The following is a 26,399-nucleotide window of genomic DNA, read 5'->3' on the forward strand; positions in this document are numbered from 1 at the left end:
ATGGAAGACGAGACCGGGCCCCTTTTGATTTTCGACTGCGACGGCGTTCTCGTCGACAGCGAGCCGGTCTCCATTTCGGTCCTTCTCGACATGCTCTCCCATCTCGGCGTGGCGATGGGGGAGGAAGAGGCCTATGAGCGCTTTCTCGGCCGCAGCGTCGCCAGCATGACGGCGACGCTGTTTGAGGATTACGGTGTCGAGACGGACATCGATTTTCTCGACCACATGCGGGCGACGTTATTCGAGCGTTTCCGCACCGAGCTTCGGCCGATTGGCGGCATTGGCGAGACGCTGGACATGCTCCTGCCGCTGCGGCGTTGTGTGGCCTCCTCAAGCCAGCCGGAGCGCATCCGTTATTCGCTGGGGCTGACCGGGCTGATCGACAAATTCGAACCCCATGTCTTCAGCGCCACGATGGTGAAGAACGGCAAGCCGGCGCCCGACCTCTTCCTGCATGCGGCGCGTGAAATGGGCGTAGAGCCGCGTCACTGCATCGTGATTGAGGACAGCCCGGCCGGCATTGCCGCCGCAAAGGCGGCGGGCATGGGCGTTTTTGCCTTTACCGGCGGTTCGCATGCGCGCTTTCCCGCATTCCGTGAAAAGATCGCCGGGCTTGGGGCGAATGTGGTGTTTGACGCGATGCCGGATTTGGTTCAACTTGTCGCAAGCTATGTGGGGAAGGGCGGTTTTGACGGCCAAATGGAACGTGATGCGGGCTGAAGCAGATTTTGCCTGCCGCCGTCGCCGGGTCGTTGCGCAAGGGATGGAACTGCAGTCTTGATGCGTCAAAATCTCGTCGCTGTCGATGTCGGCACCGCCAGCGCCCGGGCCGGCGTTTTTGATCCGGCGGGCCGACTGCTTGCCCGATCCACCCATCCGATCCTGATGCAGAGGCCGCAGGAAAACCACGCCGAGCACGATTCCACCGACATATGGAAAGCGGTCTGCATCGTGGTGAGGGCGGCGCTTGCCGAGGCCGGGGTTTCATCGCAAAGCATTGCCGCAATCGGTTTCGACGCCACCTGCTCGCTGGTCATCCGCGATGGGCGGGGCGCGCCGGTCTCGGTTTCTACTACCGGCGAAGACTGCTTCGACACTATCGTCTGGCTCGATCACCGGGCGATTGGCGAAGCCGACCGGCTGACAGCATCCGGCCACCGGGTGCTGGATTTCGCCGGCAACAGCGTCTCGCCGGAAATGCAGATGCCGAAGCTGATGTGGCTGAAGACGCATATGCCGGCAAGCTGGTCGCGCATGTGCTTCGCTTTCGATCTGGCGGATTTTCTGACCTGGAAGGCGACCGGTTCAGCGCAGCGCTCAAATTGCACGCAGACGGCGAAGTGGAATTTCCTGGCGCAGGAAAATCCCGGCTGGCAGGCGGATTATCTTGAACTGGCGGGCCTTGCCGATTTGAGAGAGCGGGCAGGGCTGCCGGAGACCACGGTAATGCCGGGTGATAGCATTGGCCCGCTTTCGCCCGAAGCTGCCGCCGAACTGGGTCTCGATACCGGCTGCCAGGTGGCGGCGGGCATGATCGACGCCTATGCTGGCGCGCTTGGTGCGCTAGGCGGCTGCCTGTCTGCGGATGTGGGACGGCATGTGGCGCTGATCGCCGGTACATCGAGCTGCCTTGTGGCCATGTCGGAGCGGCAGATGCCCGGCCACAGCCTCTGGGGCCCCTATTGGCAGGCGATCCTGCCCGGGCACTGGCTGGTGGAGGGCGGGCAATCGGCCACCGGCGCGCTGCTCGACCATATCGTGCGCATGCATGCGGCAGGCGGTGAGCCGGATACGGCGCTACATGCCCGCATCGTTGCGCGGGTAACGGAATTGCGCGCGCTTGAGGGCGAGGCTTTCGCCGAGCGGCTGCACGTCCTGCCGGATTTCCACGGCAACCGCTCGCCGCTTGCCGATCCCCATGCCGTCGGCGTCATCAGCGGACTGACTTTGGATACCTCTTTCGACAGTCTCTGCCGTCTCTACTGGCGCACGGCCGTCGCCATCGCGCTCGGCGCCCGCCATGTGCTCGACGCCATGGAGCGTTTCGGTTATGCGGTGGAAAGTCTGCACGTTACCGGCGGGCATGTGAAGAACCCGCTGCTGATGGAGCTTTATGCCGATGTGACGGGCAAGCGTATCGTGGTTCCCGCCACCGCCGATGCGGTACTTCTCGGCACGGCGATGACGGCGGCGACGGCTGGCGGGGTGCATGCAAGCCTTGCGGCGGCAGGGGCCGCCATGTATCCGGGCAATGCTGAAATATCAGGTAATCCGGCGCGTGGCCCCCGTTATGAGCGGGATTATCGTCGTTTTCTCGCCATGTACCGGCATCGTCAGGAACTGGAAAGCCTTTGATTTTCTGAAGGCAAATGACAGGCGTTGACGGGTGCCGCGCGTTTCTTCTCCCCGCCAGGGAGATGGTGGCCCGAAGGGTCGGATGAGAGGGAACGCCAGCGATAGAACGCACTCTCGCCCCCTTATCCCGCTGCCGCGGACGTCTCCCCGGCGGGGAAAAGAAACGCGCGGCAACCGCTCGATCCATATGCCGCCGCTGCTGCTAGCCGCAATCAACCGCGTAGCGAGCGTTTCAGGGCGGTGAGGTTCTTTGCCCTTGCCCTGCTGCTGTCATCGGCGCTGGCGCTGAGCGCACAAAGGGTGAATTCCAGCAGGGAGACCAGTTGCAGCAGGCCCTGGCCGCCATTTTGCGCCTGCGGCATGGCAAGACAGAGATCGGCGCTTTCCGGTCCCCATTCATAAAAGCGTGTGGTGATCAGCAATGTCCTGTAGCCGCTCTTGCGTGCCATTGTCGACAGGCGTTGCAGCGGCGACGGGGCGCCGCCGCAATCCATGATGACGAGCAGCGCTTGCGCGGGGTCGAAATCCCACAGGGCGACATAGGCCGCGCTGTCGCTGCCGAGATAATGGATATGGCCCCGGCTCTCCAGAAGCCGCCCGTAGAAATGACGTCCGGCATCGAGACCTTCCGGAGAGGTTGCCAGAAAAACATCGCCGGCCGTGGCGATCTCGTTCATGGCGATCCGCCAGATCGATTGGGTGGTCATGTCGAAGGCCGTCTGGATGGCCTGGATTTGCTGCGACAGAAGCTGTGAAAACGGGCTGGAATGGCGTTCGCCGCTCTCGCCCATGGCCGGCTGCTCCGTGCTGGCCGTTTCTTCGGCATAGCGCAGATCGGCGCGGATATCGCTGAATTGCCGGTATCCCAGCGAGCGCAGGAAACGGCCGACCGTCATCGGACTGAGGCTGAGCTTGGCGGCCAGCGTCTGCGCCGTCTCGAACGGCAATTCGTCCAGATGCTCGATCAGATATTTGGCGATCTTGCGCTCCGAAGGGGTGCCTGCCTTCATGGCGCGCGTAAGGTTCAACAGCAGCTTTTCCACCAACGCCTCATTCTTTTATCTTTATTGAACGATGATGCATGCGCGCGCGCAAACGAGCGTGCGAACCGCGACTTGACGGTGGGGGATAGGTCTTCCCGGCCTTGTCCTCCACCGGACCGGAATGCGAAATGTAATAGGTGTATTATCATATTTTAGAGATACCTTTTATTCAAGAGAAATTCCATCAGCGGTTTATATCCGGGCATTTGGCATCTTTCCGTCCGTCTTGCAGAGCGGATGGGCAGCGCCTATCTCTCGTTTTGGTAAGTGTGTTTCAGCGCCAAAGGCGTCGAGGAGTTCCAGATGATTTTTGATGCGGCAAGGCTTGCTTTCCACAATCTCTTTGCCGCCGAAACCCGGTCGGTATTCTGGAAGGTTCTGGGGCTCACGCTTCTCGTGCTTGCGGCGCTGTGGTTCGCCATCCGCTCCATCTTCATTTATTTCGCCCTGCCGTGGGTGGATGCGCTGATCCCCGGCGTGCCGGACTGGGCGGGCTGGCTGACCTTCGTTTTCGCCATTTTCGCGGGTATCGGGCTGGCGCTGGCGCTCGCGCTACTCATTTCGCCGGTCACCGCCGTCATTGCCGGCCTGTTTCTCGACGATGTCGCCGAAGTGGTTGAGAAAAAGAACTATCCGAACGATCCGCCGGGCAACGCGATGCCGGTCGGCGAGGCCGTTCTGTCGTCCATCAAGTTCTTCGGTGTCGTTATTGCCGGCAACCTTGTCGCGCTGTTGCTGCTTCTGGTGCCGGGTATCAATCTCATCGCGTTTTTCCTGGTGAACGGCTACCTGCTCGGCCGGGAATTCTTCGAGTTCGCGGCGATGCGTTTCCGCTCGCCCGCCGAAGCGAGGTTGTTTCGCTCAAAACACCGCGCCACCGTCTTCATGGCCGGGCTGGTGATAGCGGCCTTTCTGGCGGTGCCGTTCCTCAATCTGCTGACGCCGCTTTTTGCCGCCTCGATGATGGTACATCTGCACAAGGCCGTCAGCCGGCGCGACCCCTCATTCGCCGTGGGCCGCACCGAACAATTGCGCGGGTAACTCCACCAGCGGTGCTGGAATATCGAAGGTCTTTTCCGGCGATTTGCAGATATCGGCAATCACGCAGCGCTCGCATTCCGGCTTGCGGGCCTTGCAGCAATAACGCCCATGCAGGATCAGCCAGTGATGCGCATGGAACAGATATTGTTCGGGAATGATGCGGATCAGCCGGTCTTCAACCTCGTCAGGGGTTTTGCCCGGCGCAAGACAGAGCCGGTTGGCTATGCGGAACACATGCGTGTCCACCGCAAGTGTGGGCACGCCGAAGGCCATCGACATCACCACATTGGCCGTCTTGCGGCCAACGCCCGGCAGGGTCACCAGCTCCTCGCGGGTTTTCGGCACCTCGCCGCCGAAATTGTCGATCAGCATGTGCGACAGGGCGATAACGTTTTTCGCCTTGTTGCGGTAAAGCCCGATGGTCTTGATATGGCTGATCAGTTCTTCCTCGCCGAGCGCCAGCATCTTTTCCGGGGTATCGGCCACCTTGAACAGCGCGCGTGTGGCCCGGTTCACGCCCACATCGGTCGCCTGTGCGGAAAGCGCCACGGCCACCAGCAGGGTGAAGGGATTGGTATGTTCCAGCTCGCCTTTCGGCTCCGGTCGCTGAATGGAAAAACGGCGGAAGATTTCGGTCAGCTCATCCTTTGAATAGACCGTTTTCACCCGCGCCAGCTTGCGGACGGATGCCGGATTTGACTTTTTCGATGTTTGGGTGCTGGATCGTTTTTTGGCGATTGTCATGGACTATCTATAGCCAGCCCGCCCAAAGGAAAGCAACGTGGATACGCTCAACGACCAGCCGATTTTCGCGGCGGAACTCGTTCCGCACCGTTCGCTTGGCAGAAGGGGTTTCCGGCTGCTCCTGCTTTTCTCCGGTCTGGCCTGCCTTGTCTATGGCGGCTTTTTCCTCGCCACCGGGGCATGGCCCGTCGGCCTGTTCTTCGGACTGGATTTTCTGCTGCTTTATGCCGCCTTCCGCGCCAATTACCGGGCCGCGAAGGCGCGGGAAGAGGTCAGCGTTTCGCGTACCAGCCTGTCGATCCGCAAATTTTCGCCGGCTGGGCGTATAGTGGAGCATCGCTTCAATCCCTTCTGGGCGCGCTTCAGGGTCAGGCGGCATGACGAGATCGGCATCGTCTCCATGCATGTGACGGGTGAAGGCCGGGCGACTGATATTGGTTCGTTTCTCAATCCCGATGACCGTGAAAGCTTCGCCAAGGCTTTCGGCGGTGCGTTGGCGACTGTGCGGCGGCGGATGTGAGCGGATAATTCCGCTTACAACTCTTCCTATCGGCTCGAGGCTGGTATCTCGATAGAAGCTGAGTACGGCGCAAGAAACGGGTGGAGGCCGACACGCTTTGATGGTTTCCTGTCAAGCGTTAGGAGATTTGCGATGAACGCCAATATTACGTTGAACGAAGACATTACCCCCATCGGATCCGACTACGACACGGTGCGCGGGGTTATCGAGCTTTTGACGCTGGATTATCGCGAGCAGCCCTCCCTCGAAGCCATTGCCGCAGAGCTCGGCCAGTCGCCGACGCAATTGCAGAAGACCTTCACTCGCTGGGCCGGCCTTTCGCCCAAGGCCTTCCTGCAGGCCGTAACGCTCGATCATGCCAAGCGGCTGTTGCGCGAGGAGGATTTGCCGCTCTTGGAAACCTCGATCGAGGTCGGCATGTCGGGGCCGGGACGGCTGCACGATCTGTTCGTCACCCATGAGGCCATGTCGCCCGGCGAATGGAAGGCGAAGGGCGGCGGGCTGACGATCCGTTACGGTTTCCACACCTCGCCCTTCGGCCTTGCGCTGGTCATGGTGACAGATCGTGGCCTTGCCGGTTGCGCCTTTGCCGATCCGGGTGAGGAAAGGGCCTGTTTTGAGGACATGGCCGGCCGCTGGCCGAATGCGGGCTATGTCGAGGATCGCGAAGCGACCGCGCCCTACGCCGCGCGCATCTTCGATCCGTCCATGTGGTCGGCGGACAGGCCGCTGCGCGTCGTGCTGCTCGGCACGGATTTTCAGGTGCGTGTCTGGGAAAGCCTCCTGAAGATCCCGATGGGCCGCGCGGTTACCTATTCGCACATCGCCTGTGATATCGGCCAGCCGACAGCCTCCCGTGCAGTGGGTGCCGCAGTCGGCGCAAACCCGGTCTCCTTCGTCGTTCCCTGCCATCGCGCCGTCGGCAAAAGCGGGGCTCTGACGGGGTATCACTGGGGCCTGACCCGCAAGCGGGCGATGCTCGGCTGGGAAACGGGGAAGGTGTGATTGGATTGATTATCTTTGCCGATCTGACTTAGATCCCTTTGATCTGGGCGCATATTGCACGGACCCTTCATACGCGACGTTATCCTCGGGCTTGACCCGAGGATCCACGACCAAGCCGCTTGTGGATCCTCGCCTCAAGGGCGAGGATGACGCGGGGCGAATATTGACCGTGAATGGCCCGACAACACCTAAACCAGCTCCATCAACGCTCGCGCCGCCGCCTCGTCTGTTATCAGCGTATTGCACCCGATGCGCTTGATGGTGGCGCGGATCGCGATGGCGCGGTGGGCGCCGCCGGAGGCGAGCACGATGTGTTTGGCCTTGCGCAGCGTGTCGAGATCGATTGCCATGGCGCGCTGGTTGATCGGGTGATCGACCGAGCGGCCCTCGGCGTCGATGAAATTGAACATGGTGTCGCAGACGCAGCCGGCGTCGATGAGTTCTCGAAGCGTCGCCTTGGAAATGAAACCTTCCGACAAAGAGGTCGAATGCGGACCGATATCGCCGCAGGAGACGATGGCGAGATCGAGCGTTTCGGCGAGATCGTAAAGGGTGGCGAGCCCGCATTTTTCGATCAGCGCCCGCTTGGTCTCGACCGAATCCACCAAAAGCGGCGCGAGGAACATGTAACATTCCGCCCCAAGCGCGCTTGCCAGCCGCCAGGTGTAATCGAGCGGATTGGTCTGGTGCACGGCGACGATACCGCCCAGCAGGGAGACGACCTTGCAGTTTTCCCGCCGCGGCGGGCGAAAGCTGGAGAGCGAGGCGGTCATGGTGCGGCCCCAGCCGACGCCGATGGTGGCGCCGTTCGGCACCGCTTCGGAGAGGAATTGCCCGAGTGCGAGGCCGACGGCCTTGGCGGTGCCTTCCGCGCTTGTCTTGCTGGTGGCAGATGGGCCGGCGGGAGACGGGTCGGGCGAAGGGATGATGACGGCCTCGTCCAGCCCGTAGGCTGCCTCCAGCTGGCCGGCCAGCGAGACGAAATCCTCGATCCCTTCATTGATCCATATCTGCACTTCGGAGCGCTTCATCGCTTCATCGAGCAGGCGGATGACGGTGGAGCGGCTGATACCCAGTTTTTCGGCGACATCCTTTTGCGTCATGCCCTGGTTATAATAGAGCCATGCGGCGCGCAGCCGCAGAGACGCCGCTTCCGAATAGGCCGTATGGGTTTCTCTTCTCAGTTTTGCCACGGTTTCCGCCATTCTTTATGTTTGCGGAGTATCGCAGGCGTGAAACTTATGTCAATTGCGATGCGCAAATGTCTTGACTTTCGACCGCGCGCCTTGCGATAGTCGGAGCCGGACAAACCGCGATTTCGGCCTTGGGCGCACCCATGGTGCGGGAACGAAATGACGGCTGAGCAAGTTTACCAGAGATCATGAAGGATCATTCGCCATGACGTCCAAACTCGAACAACTGCGCGCCATCACCACTGTTGTTGCCGATACTGGTGACATCGAGGCTGTAGCGCGCCTGAAGCCGGTGGATTGCACCACCAACCCGACCATCGTTCTCAAAGCGCTTGGCACGCCAGCCTTCGCCGACGCGGTGAAGGAAGCCGTGGCATGGGGCAAGAAGCAGGGCGGCCAGTCTGACGCCGTGGTTGCAGCCGTTGCCGACCGTCTTGCCATTTCGGTGGGCGCGGCCCTTGCCGGCCTCGTTCCGGGCCGCGTTTCGACCGAAGTCGATGCCGACCTTTCCTTCGATACAGAAGCCTCCATCACCAAGGCGCGCCACATCATCGCGGCCTACAAGGAGCGCGGCATCGAGCGTGAGCGCATCCTCATCAAGCTAGCCTCCACGTGGGAAGGCATCAAGGCTGCCGAGGTTCTCCAGTCCGAAGGCATCGACTGCAATCTGACGCTGCTGTTCTCGCAGGCCCAGGCGATTGCCTGCGCCGAAGCCAAGGCTTTCCTTATCTCGCCCTTCGTCGGCCGTATCCTCGACTGGTACAAGAAGTCGACCGGCGAGACCTACACCGCCGAGACCGATCCGGGTGTCGTTTCCGTGCGCAGCATCTACAATTATTACAAGGCCAATGGCATCAGCACGGTCGTCATGGGCGCATCCTTCCGCAATGTCGGCGAAATCGAGGCGCTGGCCGGTTGCGACCGCCTGACGATCAGCCCGGCGCTGCTGGAAGAGTTGGACAAGGACAGCGGTAAGCTGGAGCGCAAGCTTTCGGCTGACAACGTCAAGGCAGAGCCGCTACAGTCGCTCGACGAGAAGGCATTCCGCTGGGCGCTCAACGAAGACGCGATGGCCACCGAGAAGCTCTCGGAAGGCATCCGTCTGTTCGCCAAGGATCTGGTGACGCTGCGCGAAATGGTCCGCAAGGAACTGACGCTGGCTGCGGCCTGATACAAAAAGGGGGGAACCATCCACGTTCCCCTGACGTTTAAGAGATATAAATCTCCAGTCACTCAAAACGCGATCGGGTCCCTGCCGGTCGCGTTTTTTTGTGGGTTTCAGGAGTTTCCATCTCCGGTCGCCACTTCGGAAATCCGTTTTGCCGCCTCGCAGATCAGCGCTTCACAGGCCTCGCGTGTCGGGGCCTTGCCGCCGAGCGGCGTGATATAGGGGCAGGTGATGACGGCGAGCGCCGTCCCGTCCAGCGTCAGCACCGGTGCGGATATATTGCGCACGCCGGCGGTCTGAAGGCTGTCCATGGATTCGAAACCGTTTTTGCGCACCTGCCGCAGCCGCTTGGCAAGGTCGGGCGGCACTGTTTCTCCGCTGCCGCGCACCTGTTCGGTTATCATGATCTGGCGCTGCGCCTCTGTCTGGAAGGCCAGAAGCACATGGCCGGAACCGGTGTGGAACAGGCTCATCTGCGCGCCGACCCGCATGGACATGGCCCAGTAGGTGGCGGATTCCTGCTGGGCGATGACGACGACGCTGCCGCGGTCATAAACGGCCAGATGACAGGCCTGCTCGGCGCTCGCCGAAAAATCGCGCATGACGGGTGCGGCGAAAGAGACCAGCCGGCGTATCGGTGCATGGAAATGGGCGAGCCCGAACATCTTCAGCGTAAGCGAGAACCGGTCGCCGTCAAGCCGCTGTACGTAGCCGCGGCGCACCAGCCGGTCCAGCATGCGATAAAGCTCGTTCGGGCTTTTACCTATAGACTTGGCGATCTCGATCTGCGTCAGCCCGCCATCGGTGCGGGCCAGAAGTTCGAGAATGTCTAGACCCTTGTCGAGGGCGGGAGCGCGATATCTTTCGCTGTCTTCGTCGGTCATCTGGCCTCGATGATGGTTTGTGTGTGCGCCCCGCGGGGTACGTTAAAATATGGTTGCCTGATACGCCGCATCCGCGCAAGTTTGCTTGACGCCATATGAATACCGCGTTTACATATGAATTGTCGATCCATATTTGAGATCATTCAAATTCAGCGTTCCAGTCCATGGCGGATGGGCGCGCCTTAGCGGGAGGCTATTCATGGTGCAGGATTTTAACGGCCGGACAGTGGTGATCACCGCCGCCGGTCAGGGTATCGGCCGGGCGACGGCGGAGCGTTTCATATCGCTCGGCGCGCGCGTCATCGCCACCGATATCAACGAGCAGGCGCTTTCCACCCTGAAAGGTGCGGAAACCCGGGTTCTGAACGTGCTTGACGGTGATGGTGTCAGGGATTTCGCCGCCGATATCGGCCATGCCGACGTTCTGTTCAACTGCGCCGGTTTCGTGCATTCCGGCACGATTCTTGATTGTGAAGAGAAGGACTGGGATTTCTCCTTCGATCTCAACGCCAAGGCCATGTATCGCACCTGTCGCGCCTTCCTGCCCGGCATGCTGGAAAAGGGCAAGGGCGCGATCGTCAACATGTCTTCTGTTGCTTCAAGTGTGAAGGGCGTGCCGAACCGTTTCGCCTATACCGCTTCAAAGGCGGCCGTCGTGGGTCTCACCAAGGCCATCGCCGCCGATTTCGTCACAAAGGGTATTCGCTGCAACGCCATCTGCCCCGGCACGGTCGACAGCCCGTCCTTGCATGACCGCCTGCGCGCCACCGGTAATTACGAACAGGCGCTCGCAGATTTCATCGCCCGCCAGCCGATGGGCCGCATCGCCACGCCGGAAGAAATCGCAGCGCTCGTCACCTATCTCGCTTCCGACGAGGCAGGTTTCACCACCGGCCAGATCCATGTGATCGATGGCGGCTGGACGGGCTGATTATCTTTACTGGAAAGAGAAAAGGCGACCGGCGTAAAACCGGGTCGCCTTTTTTCATTCAGACGACCGCGCTTCCGGCCATCAGTGCAAGCACGAGGAAGACCAGGAAGATCACCACGGCGATGAAGAACAGAATGCGGGCCACGCCCGCTGCGGCCGCCGAAATTCCGGTAAAGCCGAATACGCCTGCGATCAAAGAAATCACGAAGAAAATAAGAGCCCACTTCAGCATGGTGCTTCCCCTTTTGCATAATTTTCCCGAGCCTGACGCCCCGCGACTGGCTCAGTAAAATGACGCGCAAAAGGCGAAAATGTTCCACACGCCCGCAAAAATCGTTGTTCTCAAGCATGTCCAGCAAAAGTGCGTTAGCGGTTTTGCGTTCGGACTGCGCAAAAGCAAAGAGAAAGAGCATTTCAGGTGAACCGGCTTTCACCGGAGATGCTCTAGAAGCCTGTCTCTCCCGCAGCATCGATCCGCCGGGCCTTCCAGGTGGTGCGGATGAAGGTGGCAACGAAAGCAAGGCTCATGAACATGACGATGGTGGGAGCTGGCGCACTGTCGATCAGGAAACTTAGCCATATGCCCGAAAGCGAAGAGGCGACCGCTACCGTAATCGCCACCAGCAGCATAGCGGAAAAACGCCGGGTCAGCAGGAAGGCGATTGCGCCCGGCGCCACCAGCATGGCGACCGAAAGGATGATGCCCACAGCCTTCAACGCGCCGACCACGGTGAGCGACAGAACCATCAACAGACCATAATGCAGGATACGCACCGGCAGGCCGATGGCTTTGGCGTGCTGCGCATCGAAGGCGTTGACCAACAGGTCCTTGCGCAGGATGCCGAGGAACAGCGTGGCGAAAAGTGCGATCACCCCTGTTTCCAGCATGTCTGATGGCGCAATGCCGAGCATGTCGCCGAAGAGGATATGATCGAGATGGACATCGCTCTGCACCTTCACATAAAGCACCAGCCCCAGACCGAACATGCCGGAAAAGACGATGCCGAGCACCGTATCTTCCTTGATGCGACTGTTTTCCTTGATGAAACCCGTGCCGAGCGCGCAGATCATGCCGGCGATGAAAGCACCGATGGAGAGCGGTATGCCAACGATATAGGCCACCACCACGCCGGGCAGCACGGCATGGGAAACCGCATCCCCCATCAGCGACCAGCCCTTCAGCACCAGAAAACAGGAGAGCATCGCCATTGGCACGGCGATCATCAATGTGATGATGAAGGCATATTGCATGAAGGGCAGCTGAAACGGCAGGATGGCGAGTTCGAGAGTGTCGTTCATGGCGTTTCCTCCAGTGCCTTGCGGGCCTTGGCGCGGGATGCGAGCAGGCCGTGCTTTGGCGCAAAAACGAAGGCGGCAAGGAAGATTGCGGTCTGTAGCACGACGATGACACCGCCGGTGGCGCCATCGAGGAAATAGCTGAGATAGGCGCCAACGAAGCTGGTGGCCGCGCCGATGATGAGGCTCATCAGGATCAGCCGCTCGAAACGGTCGGTCAAGAGATAGGCGGTGGCGCCCGGCGTCACCACCATGGCAACGACGAGGAAAGCCCCGACCGTCTGCAGGGCGGCAACCGTCGATGCGGCCAGCAGGGTGAAGAAGATCACCTTCAGCACTTCCGGTTTCAGCCCCACGGTGCGGGCATGGTTCTCATCGAAGAACACCACCATGAAGTCACGCCATTTCAGCGCCAGCACAATGAGGCTGATGCCGCCGATCAGCGCCAGCTGAATGGTGTCTTCCGCCGTGATCGCGAGAATATTGCCGAGCACGATGGTCTGTATATTCACCGAGGTGGGCGAGAGCGAGACCATGAACAGGCCAAGCCCGAAAAACGAGGTGAAGATCAGCCCGATGATGGCGTCTTCCTTCAGTCGCGTCTTCTGGTTCAGGAACAGCATGGAACCGGCTGCAAGCCCGCCGGACAGAAAGGCGCCGAGCGAAAAGGGCAGGCCGAGCATATAGGCCCCGGCCACACCGGGGACGATGGCATGGGAAAGCGCATCGCCGATCAGCGACCAGCCCTTCAGCATCAGATAGGCGGAGAGAAAACCGCACACGCCGCCGACCAGCGCGCTGACCCAGATGGCGTTCAGCATGTAACCATAAGTGAAAGGCTCAAGAAGACTGCTTATCATCGACTTTTTCTTTCGGAGCCTCAGGATCGCGCCCGTTCTGGCCGTTCTTGCCGTAGATCACGAAAGGTCGCTCGTCATCGGTGATGACCTTCACCCGGCGTGGGTCGGCGTCGTCATGCAGGTCTGCCCCGCCAAGCACGAAGTGGCGCAGGCTGCCGCCGAAGGCCTTTTGCAGGTTCTCCTCGTTGAAGGTGTCCGCCGTCTTGCCCGATGCCAGCACCGTGCCCTTGACGAAGACCGCGCGGTCACAGAATTCCGGCACGCTGCCAAGATTATGGGTGGAAACCAGCATGACACGGCCTTCGTCACGCAGCGCTTTCAGAAGCGCGACGATCTGCTCTTCCGTCGTCACATCGACACCGGTGAACGGCTCGTCCAGCAGGATCACCTGACCCTCCTGCGCCAGCGCGCGGGCGAGAAACACCCGCTTCTTCTGCCCGCCGGAAAGCTCGCCGATCTGCCGCTTGCGATAGTCGAGCATGTTGACGCGTTTCAGCGCCTCCTCGACCATCTGGTGGTCGCGTTTCGACGGGATGCGCAGGAAATTCATGTGGCCATAACGGCCCATCATCACCACATCCTCGACCAACACCGGAAAACTCCAGTCCACCTCCTCGGCCTGCGGTACATAAGCGACGAGGTTTTTCCTGAGTGCTTCCTTCACCGGCAGGTCGAAGATCGAGACGGAACCGGCGGCCAAAGGCACGAAACCCATGATCGCCTTAAAAATAGTGGATTTGCCGGCGCCATTGACGCCGACAAGTGCAGTGATCGTTCCGCGGGGGATGGAAAAGCTGGCATTTCTTAATGCGGTGTGGCCGTTTCGATAGGTCACTGTCGCATTTTGAACCGTCAGGCCGCCGGCTTTTTTACTGCCCATTCTCATGAAGACAGCCCCTTGGCGATTGTTTCGCTGGTGACGCGCAGAAGGTCCAGATAGGTCGGAACCGGGCCGTCCGCCTCGCTCAGCGAGTCCACATAGAGGATGCCGCCATAGGCCGCGCCGGTTTCCTTGGCCACCTGCTGGGCGGGATCGGCGGAAACCGTGCTTTCGCTGAAGATGACCTGGATATTGTGTTCGCGCATGGCGTCGATCACGCCGCGCACCTGCTGCGGTGTGCCCTGGCTGTCGGCATTGACCGGCCACAGGAACAGTTCCTTCAGGCCGAAATCGCGGGCGAGATAGGAAAACGCGCCTTCGCTCGTCACCAACCAGCGCTTGTTTTCAGGCAGAACGGAAAGCGTGTCGCGGATCGGCTGCACGGTGGCTCTGATCTTGTCCGAATAGGCCTTGGCATTGGCGGCATAGACATCCGCATGGGCAGGGTCGATATCCGTCAGGCCCTTGCGGATATTTTCCACGTAGATCAAGGCGTTATCGGGGGACATCCAGGCGTGCGGATTGGGTTTTCCTTGGTACGCCCCGCCGCTGATGGCCATGGGCTCCACGCCTTCGCTCACCGTCACGCTCGGCACGCCGGAGAGGTTGGCCAGGAACTTTTCGAACCACAATTCCAGATTGAGGCCGTTGCGAAGCACCAGATCAGCCTTGCGAGCTTTGAGAATATCGCGCGGTGTCGGCTGGTAGTTGTGAATTTCAGCACCCGGCTTGGTGATGCTTTCCACCTCGGCCGCATCGCCCGCCACATTGCGCGCCATGTCGGCGATGATGGTGAAGGTCGTCACGACGGTCGGTTTTTCCTGAGCGAGGGCAGCACCGGGAAGGAAAAGCGAAAAAGCGAAAATGGCGTGGCGGATTTTATGGAAGTTCACAGGGCTCACCAGATTTTGTTGCGATTAATTCGCAATACCATCTGTTATAAAATCACAGATGTCAACGCTATTGCAAATCATTCGCAAAATAGTGCATTTCGGAAATGTCCGAAATTGGCGCGTTTTTGCCGGTCTTGTGCCTATGGGATTAAACTTTTTTCAATGAGAAAGCGGCACTATCGCAAGGCTCGGACAGCGTGGTCCGGAGCTCGTCCCGCGTGTGTTCCTCATTCTTCGAGCCACGTTTCGGGGTGAGGGCGTAAGACGGGGTACTTGATGTCAGGATGTTGCGGGTGAAAGCTGTATTCGGACGAATGCGGTTTTCGCGCAAGCTCGTTATGATTGGAGGCGGGATCCTGCTTTTGGCGGGTGCGACCGGCTCTGCTGCCGTTTTTATCGGCAGCGAGCGGCTGCTCGGTCCATCCTACGCTTCTACCAACGGGCTTTCCTGCGACGCGGTCCAGACGGTCAATATCCGCAAGAACGGTTCCCTATGGGTCCGCAAATTCATTCGCACCCAGGGCGGTGACGGCGCAGAGCGGCTGAAGACGGCGCTTCGTGTCGCAAGGGCGGTTTACGACAAGCAGAAACCCGATCTGGTGCAGGTTTCCGTGCTGGACCAGAACGGTCCGCAACTGCGTTCGGAAATGCGCGGCCGCGCCATTGCCGCGCAGGTGGTCTTCATTCCCGATCCGGCAAAGATTCCCGAAGGCGCGGATGCCCATCGTTATTCCGCCTTCTATTATGACGGCGCGGCGAATGGCAGCGGCCAGTTTTACGGCCTGCGCATCGATCTGCCGCTCGAAGATACCGAGGCGCTGGCGGCAAGCCTCAGCGATTTGGCTGATTGCGCGACGCCCGCCACGGAGCCGGAAGCGGGCGGCCACGAAACCAAGTCCGCCACAGCTCACGGCGAAGGCAAGGGTGAGGCCGGCGGGGAACATGGTGCTGCGCCGAAAGAGCCTGGTCATGACGAAACGACACCCGAACCCCACGGTGAAACTCCGTCTCCCGAAGCGCATGGCGAACCGGCTGCCGACGAACTTCTGACCTCGACGCCGGAAGCCAGCGGCGGCAGCGTCTTCAGCCTGTCCTATCTGAAATCACTGATCTTCGGAAAGGGCTCGACGACCGCGCAGGCGGCGGAGGAGAAGGCAGCAGCGAGTGAGAATGTCGCTGCGGAAGAGCCGGGTGTGGGGACTCCGGGGCATTAAAGATAGCGGCCGCGATGGGATGTTGTTTGACATCCAGGCTGTCTTGCTCTCTTGGTCCGTTATACTCGACCGTCATTGTCGGGCCTGTCCCACCGCTGTCCGGTTTAAATTGATCGAAACGGCATAAGACTCTCATTTGAAGCAGGCGGCTTTTCGGCCGCCTGGCTTTATCCCCTCAATCCGCCTTGTTGCGGCGGGCAGGGAATAGGATGACGTCGCGGATCGACGGGGCGTTGGTGAGCAGCATGATCAGGCGATCGACACCGATGCCGAGGCCGCCGGCGGGGGGCATGCCCTGGTCGATGGCGTCAAGGAACTCGTCGTCCAGCTGCTTGTCCTTTTCGCCGCGGGCATGGGCCTGCTCCAGCTGTTCCACCATGCGGCGGCGCTGTTCTTCCGGGTCGTTGAGTTCGGAGAAGGCATTGCCCACTTCCCAGGCGTTGCAATAGCTCTCAAAACGCTCGACAAGGCGCGGTTCGCCCGGCACTTCCTTGGCGAAGGGCGAGATGTCCTTCGGGAAATGGGTGACGTGGCTCGGCTGGATCAGCGTACCTTCGACCTTTTCTTCAAAGATGAAAGCAAGGCATTCGCCCCAGGTCCAGTCCTTCTCGACGGCAAAACCGGCAGCCTTGGCGGCAGCGCGGGCTTCTTCGTCGGTCTTGATGGCGAGGAAGTCGATACCGGTTGCTTCCTTTACCGCATCAGGCATCGGCACGCGCTTGAACGGGCCCTTGAAGGAGATCGTCTGGCCCTGGAATTCCACCTCGGTGGTGCCATGCAGCGAGATCGCGAGCGTCTCGAACAGCCGCTCAACGAGACCCATGATGTCCTCGTAATCAGCGTAAGCCCAGTAGCACTCCATCATGGTGAATTCAGGATTGTGCCGGGTGGAGACGCCTTCATTGCGGAAGTTGCGGTTGATTTCGAACACCTTGTCGGAAAGGCCCGATACCAGCGTGCGCTTCAGGAACAGTTCCGGCGCAATGCGCAGATACATGTCCATCTTCAGCGTGTTGTGGAAGGTCTTGAACGGATCAGCCGTCGCACCGCCATAAACGGTCTGCAACATCGGCGTCTCGACTTCGAGGAAACCTTCGGCTTCCATGAAACGGCGGATGCCGGAGAGAATCTTCGACCGCTGAAGGAAGCGCAGCTTGGATTCCTCGTTAGAGAGGATGTCGAGGTGGCGCTTGCGGTAACGCAGCTCAATGTCGGAGACGCCGTGCCACTTCTCCGGCATCGGCAGCAGCGACTTGGTGAGCATGGTGATTTCTTCGGCGTTGATTGTCAGTTCGCCGCGCTTGGTGCGGCGCACCTTGCCGGTTACGCCGATGATGTCGCCGATATCGATCATCGGCAGCAGGTTGCGCGCCGCTTCCGGCGTCGTATCCTTGTGAGAGAAGATCTGCACCTTGCCGGAGGCGTCATGGATATCCATGAACATGCCGGAATTGCGCGAGGAATAAACGCGCCCCGCCACCGTCACCGTATCGCCGGTTTCGACGTCGGCTTCGATATCAGCATATTTTTCCGCCAGCTCGGCATTGCTCATCGTGCGGTGGAAATGCGCCGGATAGACGTCGCCGATCTGCTCGCGCAGAAGCGCAAGTTTCTGGCGGCGCACTTCTGTCGCGTCGGAGGAAAGGGCGGTGGTTTCGGTCTTGGTGTCGGTCATGTTTTTTGCCTTAAGCGGGCTTGTTCGTTGCGGTTACCCTTTGCGCTCGGGGCCCCCCTCTGTCCTGCCGGACATCTCCCCCTCAAGGGGGGAGATCAGATGCCGCGTCCGCCCGTTCCATGGGCAAGGTGTCAGCCGCTTGTCGATCTCCCCCCTTGAGGGGGAGATGCCCGGCAGGGCAGAGGGGGGGTACCCCAAGCAGAGGGGTATATTTCAGAATGCCGGCGTGAACGCCAACACCAAATTATCAGCTTCCGCTGCCAACCATCGTGGCCACAACGGCAATAGCGACCTTCAGGCGCTGGCGCACCACGGAGCGGCCGAGCAGTGCCATACTGTCAAATAGCGGCAGCGAGCGCGAGGAACCGGAGACGGCGACGAAGAGCGGCGGGGTGACGACACGCAGTTTCTTGCCGGTGCGTTCGGCGACATCGCGCAGTTCGGCCTCGATGGCTTCTACGTTCCAATCAGGCATTTTTTCCAGATCGGTGGCAACAGTGGTGAGGATTTCGTGGATTTCCTCGGGCTTGCTTTTGAGACCGGCAAAGGAGGCGGGCGTCAGGCCAACGTCGCTCGAAATCAGGAAGCCGGCAAGGTTCGGCAGCTCACCGAGCTTGGAAACGCGGCTCTGGGCAAGCTTCAGGCCCTCGGTCAGGCGGGAATTCTCCATCGCCCATTCCAGTGTGCGAGCAATGAACTCTTCCGGCGAGAGCTTTTCGCGCAGCCAGCGGCCGTTCAGCCAGTCCAGTTTCTGGATGTCGAAAATGGCGCCGGCTTTGGAAAGCGCCTCCGGGTCGAACTTTGCGGCGAGCTCTTCCATGGTGAGAAGCTCTTCGCCCTCGGCGATCTGGATGAAAAACAGGCCAAGGAAGTTCATCAGCGCTTCCGGCAGGTAACCGAGCGCAGAATAATAGGAGATCGAGGTCGGGTTCTTCCGCTTGGAAAGCTTCGACTTGTCGGCGTTGCGCATCAGCGAAAGATGCATGAACACCGGCTCCTGCCAGCCGAAATAACGGTAAAGCAGAATGTGCTTGGGCACAGATGCCAGCCATTCTTCGCCGCGCGCCACATGGGTGATCTTCATCAGGTGGTCGTCGATGACATTGGCCATGTGATAGGTCGGCATGCCGTCGGCCTTGATCAGCACCTGCATGTCGACGGAATCCCACGGGATCGACACGTCGCCATAAACGCCGTCATGGAAATCGCACGACCCTTCGGTCGGAATTTTCATGCGCACGACGTTCGCTTCACCGGCGGCAACGCGGGCGGTCACCTCCTCGGCCTTCAGGTTGAGGCAATGGCCGTCATATTTCGGCGGCTTGCCGGCCGCGCGCTGGGCTTCGCGCATCTGCTCCAGCCGCTCGGGCGTACAGAAACAGCGGAAGGCATGGCCTTTTTCGAGAAGTTCTTCGGCATATGGCCAATACATGGCCTTGCGCTCGGACTGGCGATAGGGGCCGTGAGGGCCACCGACATCGGGGCCTTCCGACCAGGTGAGGCCGGTCCAGCGCAGGGCTTCCAGCACTTTCTGCTCATATTCGAGGGTCGAGCGGGTGGCGTCGGTATCCTCGATGCGCAGGATGAACTCGCCACCGTGTTTCTTGGCGAAGAGATAGTTGAACAGGGCGATATAGGCGGTGCCGACATGCGGCTCGCCGGTGGGGGAAGGGGCAATGCGGACGCGAACGCCGGAAGTGGTCATGAAATTCACTCGTCGTGACGTGGCAGTGACATCGGGGCGGCTTCACCCGTCTGTCACGTTGTTTTCGTTTGGATGCGGCAGGAAATCATGTCGGAAGGCACAATGAAAGCGTCTTTTACACATTCCCGTTCGGCTTCGGCTTAGGCCATATTCTACCGCAGGCGTCAAGGAAATACGAAGGCGACGCGGCTTCGCACGGCGGCGGTCCGCCCTGGTTCAGCACGCCGGTTCGCGTCCTAGTTCACTGGCCAGACGTAAAGTAGCATGGGAATGCTGGCGATGACGATCATGATCGACAGCGGCAGGCCAAGCCGCGGATAGTCGCTGAAGCGGTAACCGCCGGGGCCCATGACAAGAGTGTTGCACTGGTGGCCGATGGGGGTGAGGAAATCGCAACCCGCGCCAATTGCCACCGCCATCAGGAAGGCCTCTGGCTTGAAACCGAGTGTGGTGGCGAAACCGGCGGCGATGGGGGCCATGACCAGCACGGTGGCGGCATTGTTGAGAAAGGGCGTGACCGCCATGGCTGTGAGCAGGATCATGCCGAGCGCCGCAAAGGGCGGCAATCCCTGCGCGGCCTGGCCAAGCCAGGCGGCCATGAGTTCGCTTGCGCCGGTGGTGCGGAGCGAGTCGCTGACGGGAATGAGGGTGGCGAGCATGACGAGGATCGGTCCGTCAATGGATTTATAGACCTCGGTCAGCGGGATCGCGCCGACGACGATCATCAGGAAGGCGGCTGCGAAAAAGGCGACGGAGACCGGCACCACCCCGCTGCCGGCGGCGATCATGGCGGCGGCGAGCACGATGACGGGCAAAAGCGCGCGGCGCTGCACGCCCAGCAGGATTTCCCGTTGCGCCAGCGGTAAGAGCGAAAATTCCTGCAGCACCTGCGGCAGGTTCTTGCGGCTTCCCTGTAGAAGAACGACATCGCCCGCCTGCAATGTCAGCTCGGAGAGCCGCTGGCTGACACGCTGGCCGCGCCGGCTGACGGCGATCAGGTTGACGCCGCGCGTATAAGAGAGTGAAAGCTCGCGCGCGGAAATGCCGCTCAGCACCGATTCATTGCTGATGACGGCCTCCATGGAAATGAGATCGGCGGTCTTCTGGCCGTTCTCCATCAGCGGCTTGCCGGACAGCTGCAACTTTGCCTGGGAGACGATGCGGTCCAGCCCCTCCGGGCTGCCTTCGAGCAGAATAGTGTCGCCAGCTTTGAGCTTCACGTCGGGGAAGGGGGAGATGCGCCGCGGCCCGCGCAGGATCGTGCTAGCAATCACGTCGCCATCGGCCTGTTTCAGCAGCGTGCGCAGCGGCTTTTCCGCAAAGTTGCTGTCCGCCGGCAGCGTCGCTTCCGCCGTATAGGAGGCTTGGTCGAGAATATCCTCTACAGAGGCCTTTTCGCGGTTGCGCACCGGCAGAAGCCGGTAACCGAAGGTCAGGAAGATGATGCCGATGACGGTGAGGCCGGCTCCGACGGGCGTGAAGTCGAACATCGAAAAACTCTGCCCGGTCATTTCTTCGCGCAGTCGTGAGACGACGATATTGGGCGAGGTGCCGATCTGCGTCATCAGCCCGCCCAGGAGTGCGGCGAAGGCCATGGGCATCAGATAATAAGAGACCGGACTGCCGGACTTGCGGGCGAACTGGAAAGCGACCGGCATCATGATGGCGAGCGCGCCGATATTCTTGATGAAGGCTGACATGACCGCGACGACGATCATCAGGAAGGCAAGTTGCAGGCTCTTCGAATGCATTTCGGGAAAATATTTCTTGATCGTCATGTCGACGACGCCCGACCGCGCCACCGCCGAACTGACCACCAGAGCGCTGCCGACGATAATCACGATATCATCCGAAAACCCGGAAAAAGCCTTGTCGAAAGGCACGACGCCAAGAACCACCGCCACGAGCAGCGCACTGCAGGCGACGACATCGTAACGCAGCTTGTCCCAGATGAACGCAACCATCATGCCGGCGATGACGGTGAAGGCGAGGATCTGGTCTGTCGTCATGCTGGTTCATGCTTTCGAAGGAGAAGCGGAGAATGACTCTATCGACGAGGATATCAAAGAACGCAAGCCGGAGTGAAGCGGTTCCGGAGTGGAGACGGCCATTCCTGCCTTTCCGTCATGCCGGCCCTGCACCGGTATCCGGCCGCCGGGGCTCTCACGCGGCGGGAAGAGTTTTCTCAGCCCAAGGGCCTGGGCTGAAAATATGCGGGATCTGGTCCGGCATGACAAAAGGAAGTGCCGTCAATGCGCCTCTTCCGCGCTGGCCTTCTTCCTGCGCCTCGCATTGCGGGCGAGCATGTTGAGCAGTTCCACCAGCGCCGAGAACGCCATGGCGGCATAGACGTAGCCTTTCGGAACATGGAAGCCCATGCCTTCGGCGATCAGCGTTGTGCCGATCATCATCAGGAAGGCGAGCGCCAGCATGACGATGGTGGGGTTGCGCTCGATGAAGTTGGCGAGCGGCGTTGCGGCCAGCAGCATGACGGTGACGGCCACGATGACCGCGACGATCATGATCGGCAGATGCGGTGTCATGCCGACGGCGGTGATGATGCTGTCTACCGAGAAGACGAGGTCGAGCAGCAGGATCTGGCCGATGGCGGCGCCGAAATTCATAGCGGCCGGGCCGCCCACCATGTCTTCCTTGTGATCTTCCGGGTCGACATTGTGGTGAATTTCCTTCGTGGCCTTCCACATCAGGAAAAGACCGCCGGCGATGAGGATCATGTCCTTCCACGAGAAAGCATGGCCGAAGACTTCGAAGACCGGCGTGGTGAGCTGCACGATCCATGCGACGGTGCCGAGCAGGCCGAGGCGCATGATGAGCGCAAGGCCTATACCGATCTTGCGGGCTTTTTCGCGCTGTTCGGGCGGCAGCTTGTTGGTGAGGATGGAGATGAAGATCAGGTTGTCGATGCCGAGCACGACCTCCATGACGATCAGCGTGACGAGCGCCACCCAGGCGGCGGGGTCAGATAAAAGAGGGAGAATGGACTCCATCAGGTCGTTTTTCCTTTCAGCAACAAGGCCAGCCGAAACATTCGGTGGGTGGAACTTATAGCGCAATACGCGAGAAACAAGGAAATGATGGCTCCACAGCGCAGGATTTCATCGAAATTTCGCGCAGTCCGCGTATTGGCATATTTTCCGTTGCTGAATGATTTCAGGCCTTGTCGGTTCCGTAGGCGGCCATGAATACCATAATGGCGCTGGCTATCACCCGGTCCAGCTCTTCTTCCGGAACCGGGCCTTCGATTTCTCCGAACAGGCGCAGCTTGAAGAAGGTGCCGGTGGAAAGCTCGATATATTGCCGGGCGGCCAGTTCCACGTCATCGACCTGCAGATGGCCGAGCGCGACATGATGTTCGATAAAATCCTGGAGCACGGTGCGGACATTGTTGGGCGCGGCGATGAAGAAGCGCTGCGCCAATTTCGGCATGCGGTCGATGACGCCGATGACCGACCGCATGGCCGGGATCATCTCGGAACAGATCATCTTGTTGGCGAAGGCCTTGCCGAATTGTCTCAGTCCGTCGCGCACCTCTTCGGTGCCGGCGAGAATATCGCGCATCGAGTTGGCGAATTCCTGCCGGTGGTGATCGACCAGCGCGGCGAACAGGTCCTCCTTGTTGGAGAAATAGACATAGATCGTGCCCTTGGAAACGCCCGCCTCGCGCGTGATGTCGTTCATGCTGGCGGCATCGAAACCCTTGCGCTTGAACACGCGCCAGGCACCTGCCAGAATCTGCTCGCGTTTGGCCGGGTCTTCGCCCGCCGCAAAACGCCCGGCGGCATTGCCCGGACAGCCCGTTTCCGTTTCCGTCTCCATATCCCTGTCTTCACCTGCCATCGCTACCGCCTCTTAGCATTGCAATGGCGTAAAAAAAATTAACCGAACGTCGAACCAATCGGTTCGATAACACTTGATATGTGTCAGGAAAGAGATTATGTCAATCGAACCGAACGGTTCAGTTCGAAAAACTTTCTTCAATCTATCACGGTAAGCTCTCATGTCGGCCCAGAAGAATAGCGCGGTTCGCGCCGTCAACGATGCGGAAGAGGCGGATATCTCCGCCAAGGCCGAGACCTCTCCCGCAAAGCCGGCCGAGGCGCCGGCCGCGCCGCCTGCTCAGACAACGGCTGCGCCGAAGCAGAAAAAGCGTTCCAAGCTTCTCCCCGTCATCGCCGTCGCCCTGCTGGCCGGTGCTGGCTGGTATGGTTATAACTGGTGGACCGACGGGCGCTTCCTTGTGTCGACGGACGACGCCTATATTGAAGGCGACATTGCCGTCATCGCACCGAAGGTTTCCGGCTACGTCGCCAAGGTGAACGTCGTCGAGAACCAGGAAGTGAAGGCAGGCGATCCGCTGGTGACGCTGGACGACGGCGATTACCGCATCGCCCTTGAGCAGGCCGAAGCGCAGATCCGCACCGAAGAACTGTCGCTGAAGCGCATCGATGCGCAGATCATCGGCGGCGAGGCTGCACTGGAACAGGCGGTTGCCCAGAAGGGCGCGCTGGATGCCGCCCTTCGCGGCGCTGAAATCACCCAGAAGCGCGCGAGCGAGCTACAGGCGAAGGATGTCGGCACGGTCGCCGCCTCCGACAACGCGCAGGTCGCGCTTGATCAGGCCAAGGCGAATGTCGTGGCCGGCGATGCAGCCATCGCTTCGGCCAAGGCCAATGTGGAACTTCTGCGTGCCCAGCGCGAGGAAGCCGAAAGCACCATCCGTTCGCTGCAGCTCTCGCGTGACAAGGCCGCCCGTGACCTGTCCTTCACGGTTCTGAAGGCGCCCTATGACGGCGTCATCGGTAATCTGGCGGTGCAGAATGGCGATCTGGTGTCTGTCGGCAAGCGCCTGGCGTCGCTGGTGCCGATGAACGAGCTTTATATCGACGCCAATTTCAAGGAAACGCAGCTCGCCCGCGTTGTGCCGGGTTCGAAGGTACGCGTCCATGTCGATGCTTTCGACGATGCGACCATCGAAGGCACGGTGCAGTCGATCTCGCCCGGCTCAGGCTCGGTCTTCTCCATGCTGCCGCCGGAAAACGCGACGGGCAACTTCACCAAGGTCATCCAGCGCGTGCCGGTTCGTATCGTCTTCTCCAAGGAAGACCTTGAAAAGCACAATCTGCGCGCCGGCCTCAGCGTCGTTGTCGATGTCGATACCCGCACGGCGCCGGAAACCACGAAAACGGCGCAAGCCAACCCGGAAGCCAAGTAAGGCGCATCGCTGATGCGCCGTTGAGGTCAAGATCATGGCGGCTACGGTTGTCGGTACGGGCGGGGCGTCCATCCCCGCCGATCCCCCGATGGACAGGCGCAGGCTCATCGCGTTTTTCGCGATGGTCTTCGGCATGTTCATGTCCATTCTCGACATTCAGATCGTCTCCGCCTCGCTTGCGGAAATCCAGGCCGGCCTCGGCGCGGGGTCCGATGAGATCGCCTGGGTGCAGACGTCCTATCTGATCGCGGAAGTGATCATGATCCCGCTGTCGGGCACGTTGGCGCGCATCCTCTCCACGCGGGTGCTCTTCGCCACTTGTGCGGCCGGCTTCACCATATCGAGCGCGCTTTGTGCCACCGCCACCAATATCGACCAGATGATCGTCTATCGCGCGATCCAGGGCTTTATCGGCGGCGGTATGATCCCGTCGGTCTTTGCGGCGGCCTTCACCATCTTCCCGCCGTCGAAGCGTTCTGTCGTCTCGCCGATCATCGGTCTCGTCGCCACGCTCGCACCCACCATCGGCCCGACGGTCGGCGGTTATCTTTCCAATGCCTTTTCCTGGCACTGGCTGTTCCTCGTCAACATTATCCCCGGCATCATTGTCACCATCCTGACCTGGAGCCTGATCGATTTCGACAAGCCGGAAAAGTCGCTCTGGAAGAAGTTCGACTGGTGGGGTCTGCTTTCGATGGCGGTTTTCCTCGGCTCGCTGGAATATGTGCTGGAAGAGGGCAACAACAAGGACTGGTTCAACGACGAACACATTGTGCTGGGCTCGATTGCGATGGTCGTCGGCGCCGTCGTGTTCTTCTGGCGCGCCTTCAAAGTGGAATTCCCTGTCGTGGATATCCGCGCCTTTGCCGACCGCAACTTCTCCATCGGCTCGCTCTTCTCCTTCGTCATGGGCATCGGGCTTTATGGCCTTACATATCTCTACCCGCTCTATCTCGGCCGGGTGAGGGGATATGACGCGCTGATGATCGGCGAGACCATGTTCGTATCCGGTCTTGCCATGTTCTTCACCGCGCCGATTGCCGGCAAGGTCTCCACCAAGCTCGATCCGCGCATCATGATGGCCATCGGCTTCATCAGCTTCGGCTGCGGCACATGGATCATGACGCATGTGACGACGGACTGGGATTTCTACGAGCTGTTGATCCCGCAAATCCTGCGCGGTTTCGGCCTGATGATGTGTATGGTGCCGATCAACAATATCGCGCTCGGCACGCTGCCGCCCGCCCGTATCCGCAATGCATCCGGCCTCTTCAACCTCACCCGTAACCTCGGCGGCGCGGTTGGTCTTGCCATCATCAACACCATGCTGTCGCAGCGCACGGACGACCATTATGTGCGGCTGGCCGAACATATCAGCTACTCCAACCCGCAGGCGCTGGAATGGCTGAACAATGTCGGCGCCAACTACGATTCCTACGGCCTGGACGGCGCCTCCGTCGCGGTCAAGAAAATGGTTGGCATGGTCTCGCAGCAGGCATGGATTTTGGCCTTCGCGGATGTGTTCTTCGCGCTGACGATCCTGTTCTCCAGCCTGATCTTCATGACCGTGCTGATTCAGAAACCCAAGGCAGCGCCGCCGCCAGACGCGGCGCACTGATAACAATTCCCTCCCATCCACCGCAGAGCTGGGGCCGTCGGAATGACGGCCCCTTTTTTGCGTCCGTCCAAAATTCCAATGCGGCTGTTGGCCGATTTCAGCTGTTGATCGCAACGGGCAATCCATGTATACCAATCATTG

At 60.2% G+C, this 26,399-nt stretch carries 24 protein-coding genes; 10 read left to right on the top strand and 14 right to left on the bottom strand.

The window, feature by feature from the left end; all coding sequences use genetic code 11:
• Both O9X91_RS10205 and O9X91_RS10210 read left to right on the top strand, forming a co-directional pair.
• Complete coding sequence (locus O9X91_RS10205) at positions 1-720, top strand: HAD family hydrolase (RefSeq protein ID WP_142912104.1); 720 nt, start codon at positions 1-3, stop codon at positions 718-720.
• 60 nt (positions 721-780) lie between these two features.
• On the top strand, positions 781-2,355 hold the full coding sequence (locus tag O9X91_RS10210; protein ID WP_162520357.1) for an FGGY-family carbohydrate kinase: 1,575 nt from the start codon (positions 781-783) through the stop codon (positions 2,353-2,355).
• A gap of 212 nt (positions 2,356-2,567) precedes the next feature.
• Here O9X91_RS10210 and O9X91_RS10215 read toward each other — a convergent pair whose 3' ends face one another.
• Complete coding sequence (locus O9X91_RS10215) at positions 2,568-3,401, bottom strand: MurR/RpiR family transcriptional regulator (protein WP_142911944.1); 834 nt, start codon at positions 3,399-3,401, stop codon at positions 2,568-2,570.
• A gap of 300 nt (positions 3,402-3,701) precedes the next feature.
• Between O9X91_RS10215 and O9X91_RS10220 the strand changes: the two genes are divergently transcribed.
• Positions 3,702-4,439: a sulfate transporter family protein gene (locus O9X91_RS10220; RefSeq protein ID WP_142911943.1), complete on the top strand. Its 738-nt coding sequence runs from the start codon at positions 3,702-3,704 to the stop codon at positions 4,437-4,439.
• On the opposite strand, the gene nth is transcribed toward O9X91_RS10220, so the two are convergent.
• Positions 4,401-5,183: an endonuclease III gene (nth, locus tag O9X91_RS10225; protein WP_142911942.1), complete on the bottom strand. Its 783-nt coding sequence runs from the start codon at positions 5,181-5,183 to the stop codon at positions 4,401-4,403. The genes O9X91_RS10220 and nth overlap by 39 nt on opposite strands.
• Positions 5,184-5,220: 37 nt before the next feature.
• Here nth and O9X91_RS10230 point away from each other — a divergent pair, with 37 nt between their 5' ends.
• Both O9X91_RS10230 and O9X91_RS10235 read left to right on the top strand, forming a co-directional pair.
• Positions 5,221-5,703: a DUF2244 domain-containing protein gene (locus tag O9X91_RS10230; RefSeq protein WP_077985032.1), complete on the top strand. Its 483-nt coding sequence runs from the start codon at positions 5,221-5,223 to the stop codon at positions 5,701-5,703.
• Positions 5,704-5,835: 132 nt separating this feature from the next.
• Positions 5,836-6,708 carry a methylated-DNA--[protein]-cysteine S-methyltransferase gene (locus O9X91_RS10235; protein ID WP_077985031.1) on the top strand — a complete coding sequence of 291 codons (873 nt, stop codon included), beginning with the start codon at positions 5,836-5,838 and terminating at the stop codon, positions 6,706-6,708.
• A 188-nt stretch (positions 6,709-6,896) separates the two neighbouring features.
• Here O9X91_RS10235 and O9X91_RS10240 read toward each other — a convergent pair whose 3' ends face one another.
• Complete coding sequence (locus O9X91_RS10240) at positions 6,897-7,913, bottom strand: sugar-binding transcriptional regulator (protein WP_142911941.1); 1,017 nt, start codon at positions 7,911-7,913, stop codon at positions 6,897-6,899.
• A gap of 193 nt (positions 7,914-8,106) precedes the next feature.
• On the opposite strand from O9X91_RS10240, the gene tal reads away from it, so the two are divergent.
• Positions 8,107-9,072: a transaldolase gene (gene tal, locus O9X91_RS10245; RefSeq protein WP_142911940.1), complete on the top strand. Its 966-nt coding sequence runs from the start codon at positions 8,107-8,109 to the stop codon at positions 9,070-9,072.
• Between the two features lie 107 nt (positions 9,073-9,179).
• On the opposite strand, the gene O9X91_RS10250 is transcribed toward tal, so the two are convergent.
• Positions 9,180-9,953: an IclR family transcriptional regulator gene (locus O9X91_RS10250; protein ID WP_142911939.1), complete on the bottom strand. Its 774-nt coding sequence runs from the start codon at positions 9,951-9,953 to the stop codon at positions 9,180-9,182.
• Positions 9,954-10,152: 199 nt separating this feature from the next.
• Between O9X91_RS10250 and O9X91_RS10255 the strand changes: the two genes are divergently transcribed.
• Positions 10,153-10,884, top strand: coding sequence for an SDR family oxidoreductase (locus O9X91_RS10255; protein WP_142911938.1), 732 nt, complete (start codon positions 10,153-10,155; stop codon positions 10,882-10,884).
• Between the two features lie 58 nt (positions 10,885-10,942).
• Here the strand turns inward: O9X91_RS10255 and O9X91_RS10260 are convergent, their stop codons facing one another.
• The 5 genes from O9X91_RS10260 to O9X91_RS10280 all read right to left on the bottom strand — a co-directional run bounded on the left by O9X91_RS10260 (position 10,943) and on the right by O9X91_RS10280 (position 14,813).
• On the bottom strand, positions 10,943-11,116 hold the full coding sequence (locus O9X91_RS10260) for a DUF1328 domain-containing protein (protein WP_003499086.1): 174 nt from the start codon (positions 11,114-11,116) through the stop codon (positions 10,943-10,945).
• A 212-nt stretch (positions 11,117-11,328) separates the two neighbouring features.
• Positions 11,329-12,183 (bottom strand): metal ABC transporter permease, encoded by an 855-nt coding sequence (locus tag O9X91_RS10265; RefSeq protein ID WP_137411596.1) that lies wholly within the window; start codon positions 12,181-12,183, stop codon positions 11,329-11,331.
• Positions 12,180-13,040, bottom strand: a complete 861-nt coding sequence (locus O9X91_RS10270) for a metal ABC transporter permease (protein WP_137411597.1) — start codon at positions 13,038-13,040, stop codon at positions 12,180-12,182. Before O9X91_RS10270 ends, O9X91_RS10265 begins: the two co-directional genes overlap by 4 nt.
• On the bottom strand, positions 13,021-13,926 hold the full coding sequence (locus O9X91_RS10275; protein ID WP_162520336.1) for a manganese/iron ABC transporter ATP-binding protein: 906 nt from the start codon (positions 13,924-13,926) through the stop codon (positions 13,021-13,023). Before O9X91_RS10275 ends, O9X91_RS10270 begins: the two co-directional genes overlap by 20 nt.
• Positions 13,923-14,813: a metal ABC transporter substrate-binding protein gene (locus tag O9X91_RS10280; RefSeq protein WP_162520335.1), complete on the bottom strand. Its 891-nt coding sequence runs from the start codon at positions 14,811-14,813 to the stop codon at positions 13,923-13,925. The genes O9X91_RS10275 and O9X91_RS10280 overlap by 4 nt, the downstream gene beginning before the upstream one ends.
• Before the next feature lie 314 nt (positions 14,814-15,127).
• On the opposite strand from O9X91_RS10280, the gene O9X91_RS10285 reads away from it, so the two are divergent.
• Complete coding sequence (locus O9X91_RS10285) at positions 15,128-16,027, top strand: hypothetical protein (protein WP_162520356.1); 900 nt, start codon at positions 15,128-15,130, stop codon at positions 16,025-16,027.
• A 175-nt stretch (positions 16,028-16,202) separates the two neighbouring features.
• Here O9X91_RS10285 and lysS read toward each other — a convergent pair whose 3' ends face one another.
• The 5 genes from lysS to O9X91_RS10310 form a co-directional block, all read right to left on the bottom strand.
• Positions 16,203-17,702 (bottom strand): lysine--tRNA ligase, encoded by a 1,500-nt coding sequence (gene lysS, locus O9X91_RS10290; protein ID WP_004445220.1) that lies wholly within the window; start codon positions 17,700-17,702, stop codon positions 16,203-16,205.
• Positions 17,703-17,949: 247 nt separating this feature from the next.
• Positions 17,950-19,407, bottom strand: a complete 1,458-nt coding sequence (gltX, locus tag O9X91_RS10295) for a glutamate--tRNA ligase (RefSeq protein ID WP_142911936.1) — start codon at positions 19,405-19,407, stop codon at positions 17,950-17,952.
• Positions 19,408-19,643: 236 nt separating this feature from the next.
• Complete coding sequence (locus O9X91_RS10300; protein ID WP_142911935.1) at positions 19,644-21,416, bottom strand: SLC13 family permease; 1,773 nt, start codon at positions 21,414-21,416, stop codon at positions 19,644-19,646.
• A 240-nt stretch (positions 21,417-21,656) separates the two neighbouring features.
• A complete protein-coding gene (locus O9X91_RS10305) occupies positions 21,657-22,415 on the bottom strand; it encodes a TerC family protein (protein ID WP_077985298.1) in 759 nt (252 codons plus the stop codon).
• A 163-nt stretch (positions 22,416-22,578) separates the two neighbouring features.
• The gene (locus O9X91_RS10310; RefSeq protein ID WP_080795819.1) at positions 22,579-23,265 is read right to left on the bottom strand and encodes a TetR/AcrR family transcriptional regulator; all 687 of its coding nucleotides are present in this window, start codon (positions 23,263-23,265) and stop codon (positions 22,579-22,581) included.
• A gap of 160 nt (positions 23,266-23,425) precedes the next feature.
• On the opposite strand from O9X91_RS10310, the gene O9X91_RS10315 reads away from it, so the two are divergent.
• Both O9X91_RS10315 and O9X91_RS10320 read left to right on the top strand, forming a co-directional pair.
• Positions 23,426-24,640, top strand: a complete 1,215-nt coding sequence (locus O9X91_RS10315) for an HlyD family secretion protein (RefSeq protein ID WP_137411603.1) — start codon at positions 23,426-23,428, stop codon at positions 24,638-24,640.
• A 34-nt stretch (positions 24,641-24,674) separates the two neighbouring features.
• On the top strand, positions 24,675-26,258 hold the full coding sequence (locus O9X91_RS10320; RefSeq protein WP_142911934.1) for a DHA2 family efflux MFS transporter permease subunit: 1,584 nt from the start codon (positions 24,675-24,677) through the stop codon (positions 26,256-26,258).
• The last annotated feature ends 141 nt before the right edge of the window (positions 26,259-26,399 follow it).

Source organism: Agrobacterium salinitolerans, from assembly GCF_027498475.1.
GTDB lineage: Bacteria > Pseudomonadota > Alphaproteobacteria > Rhizobiales > Rhizobiaceae > Agrobacterium > Agrobacterium salinitolerans.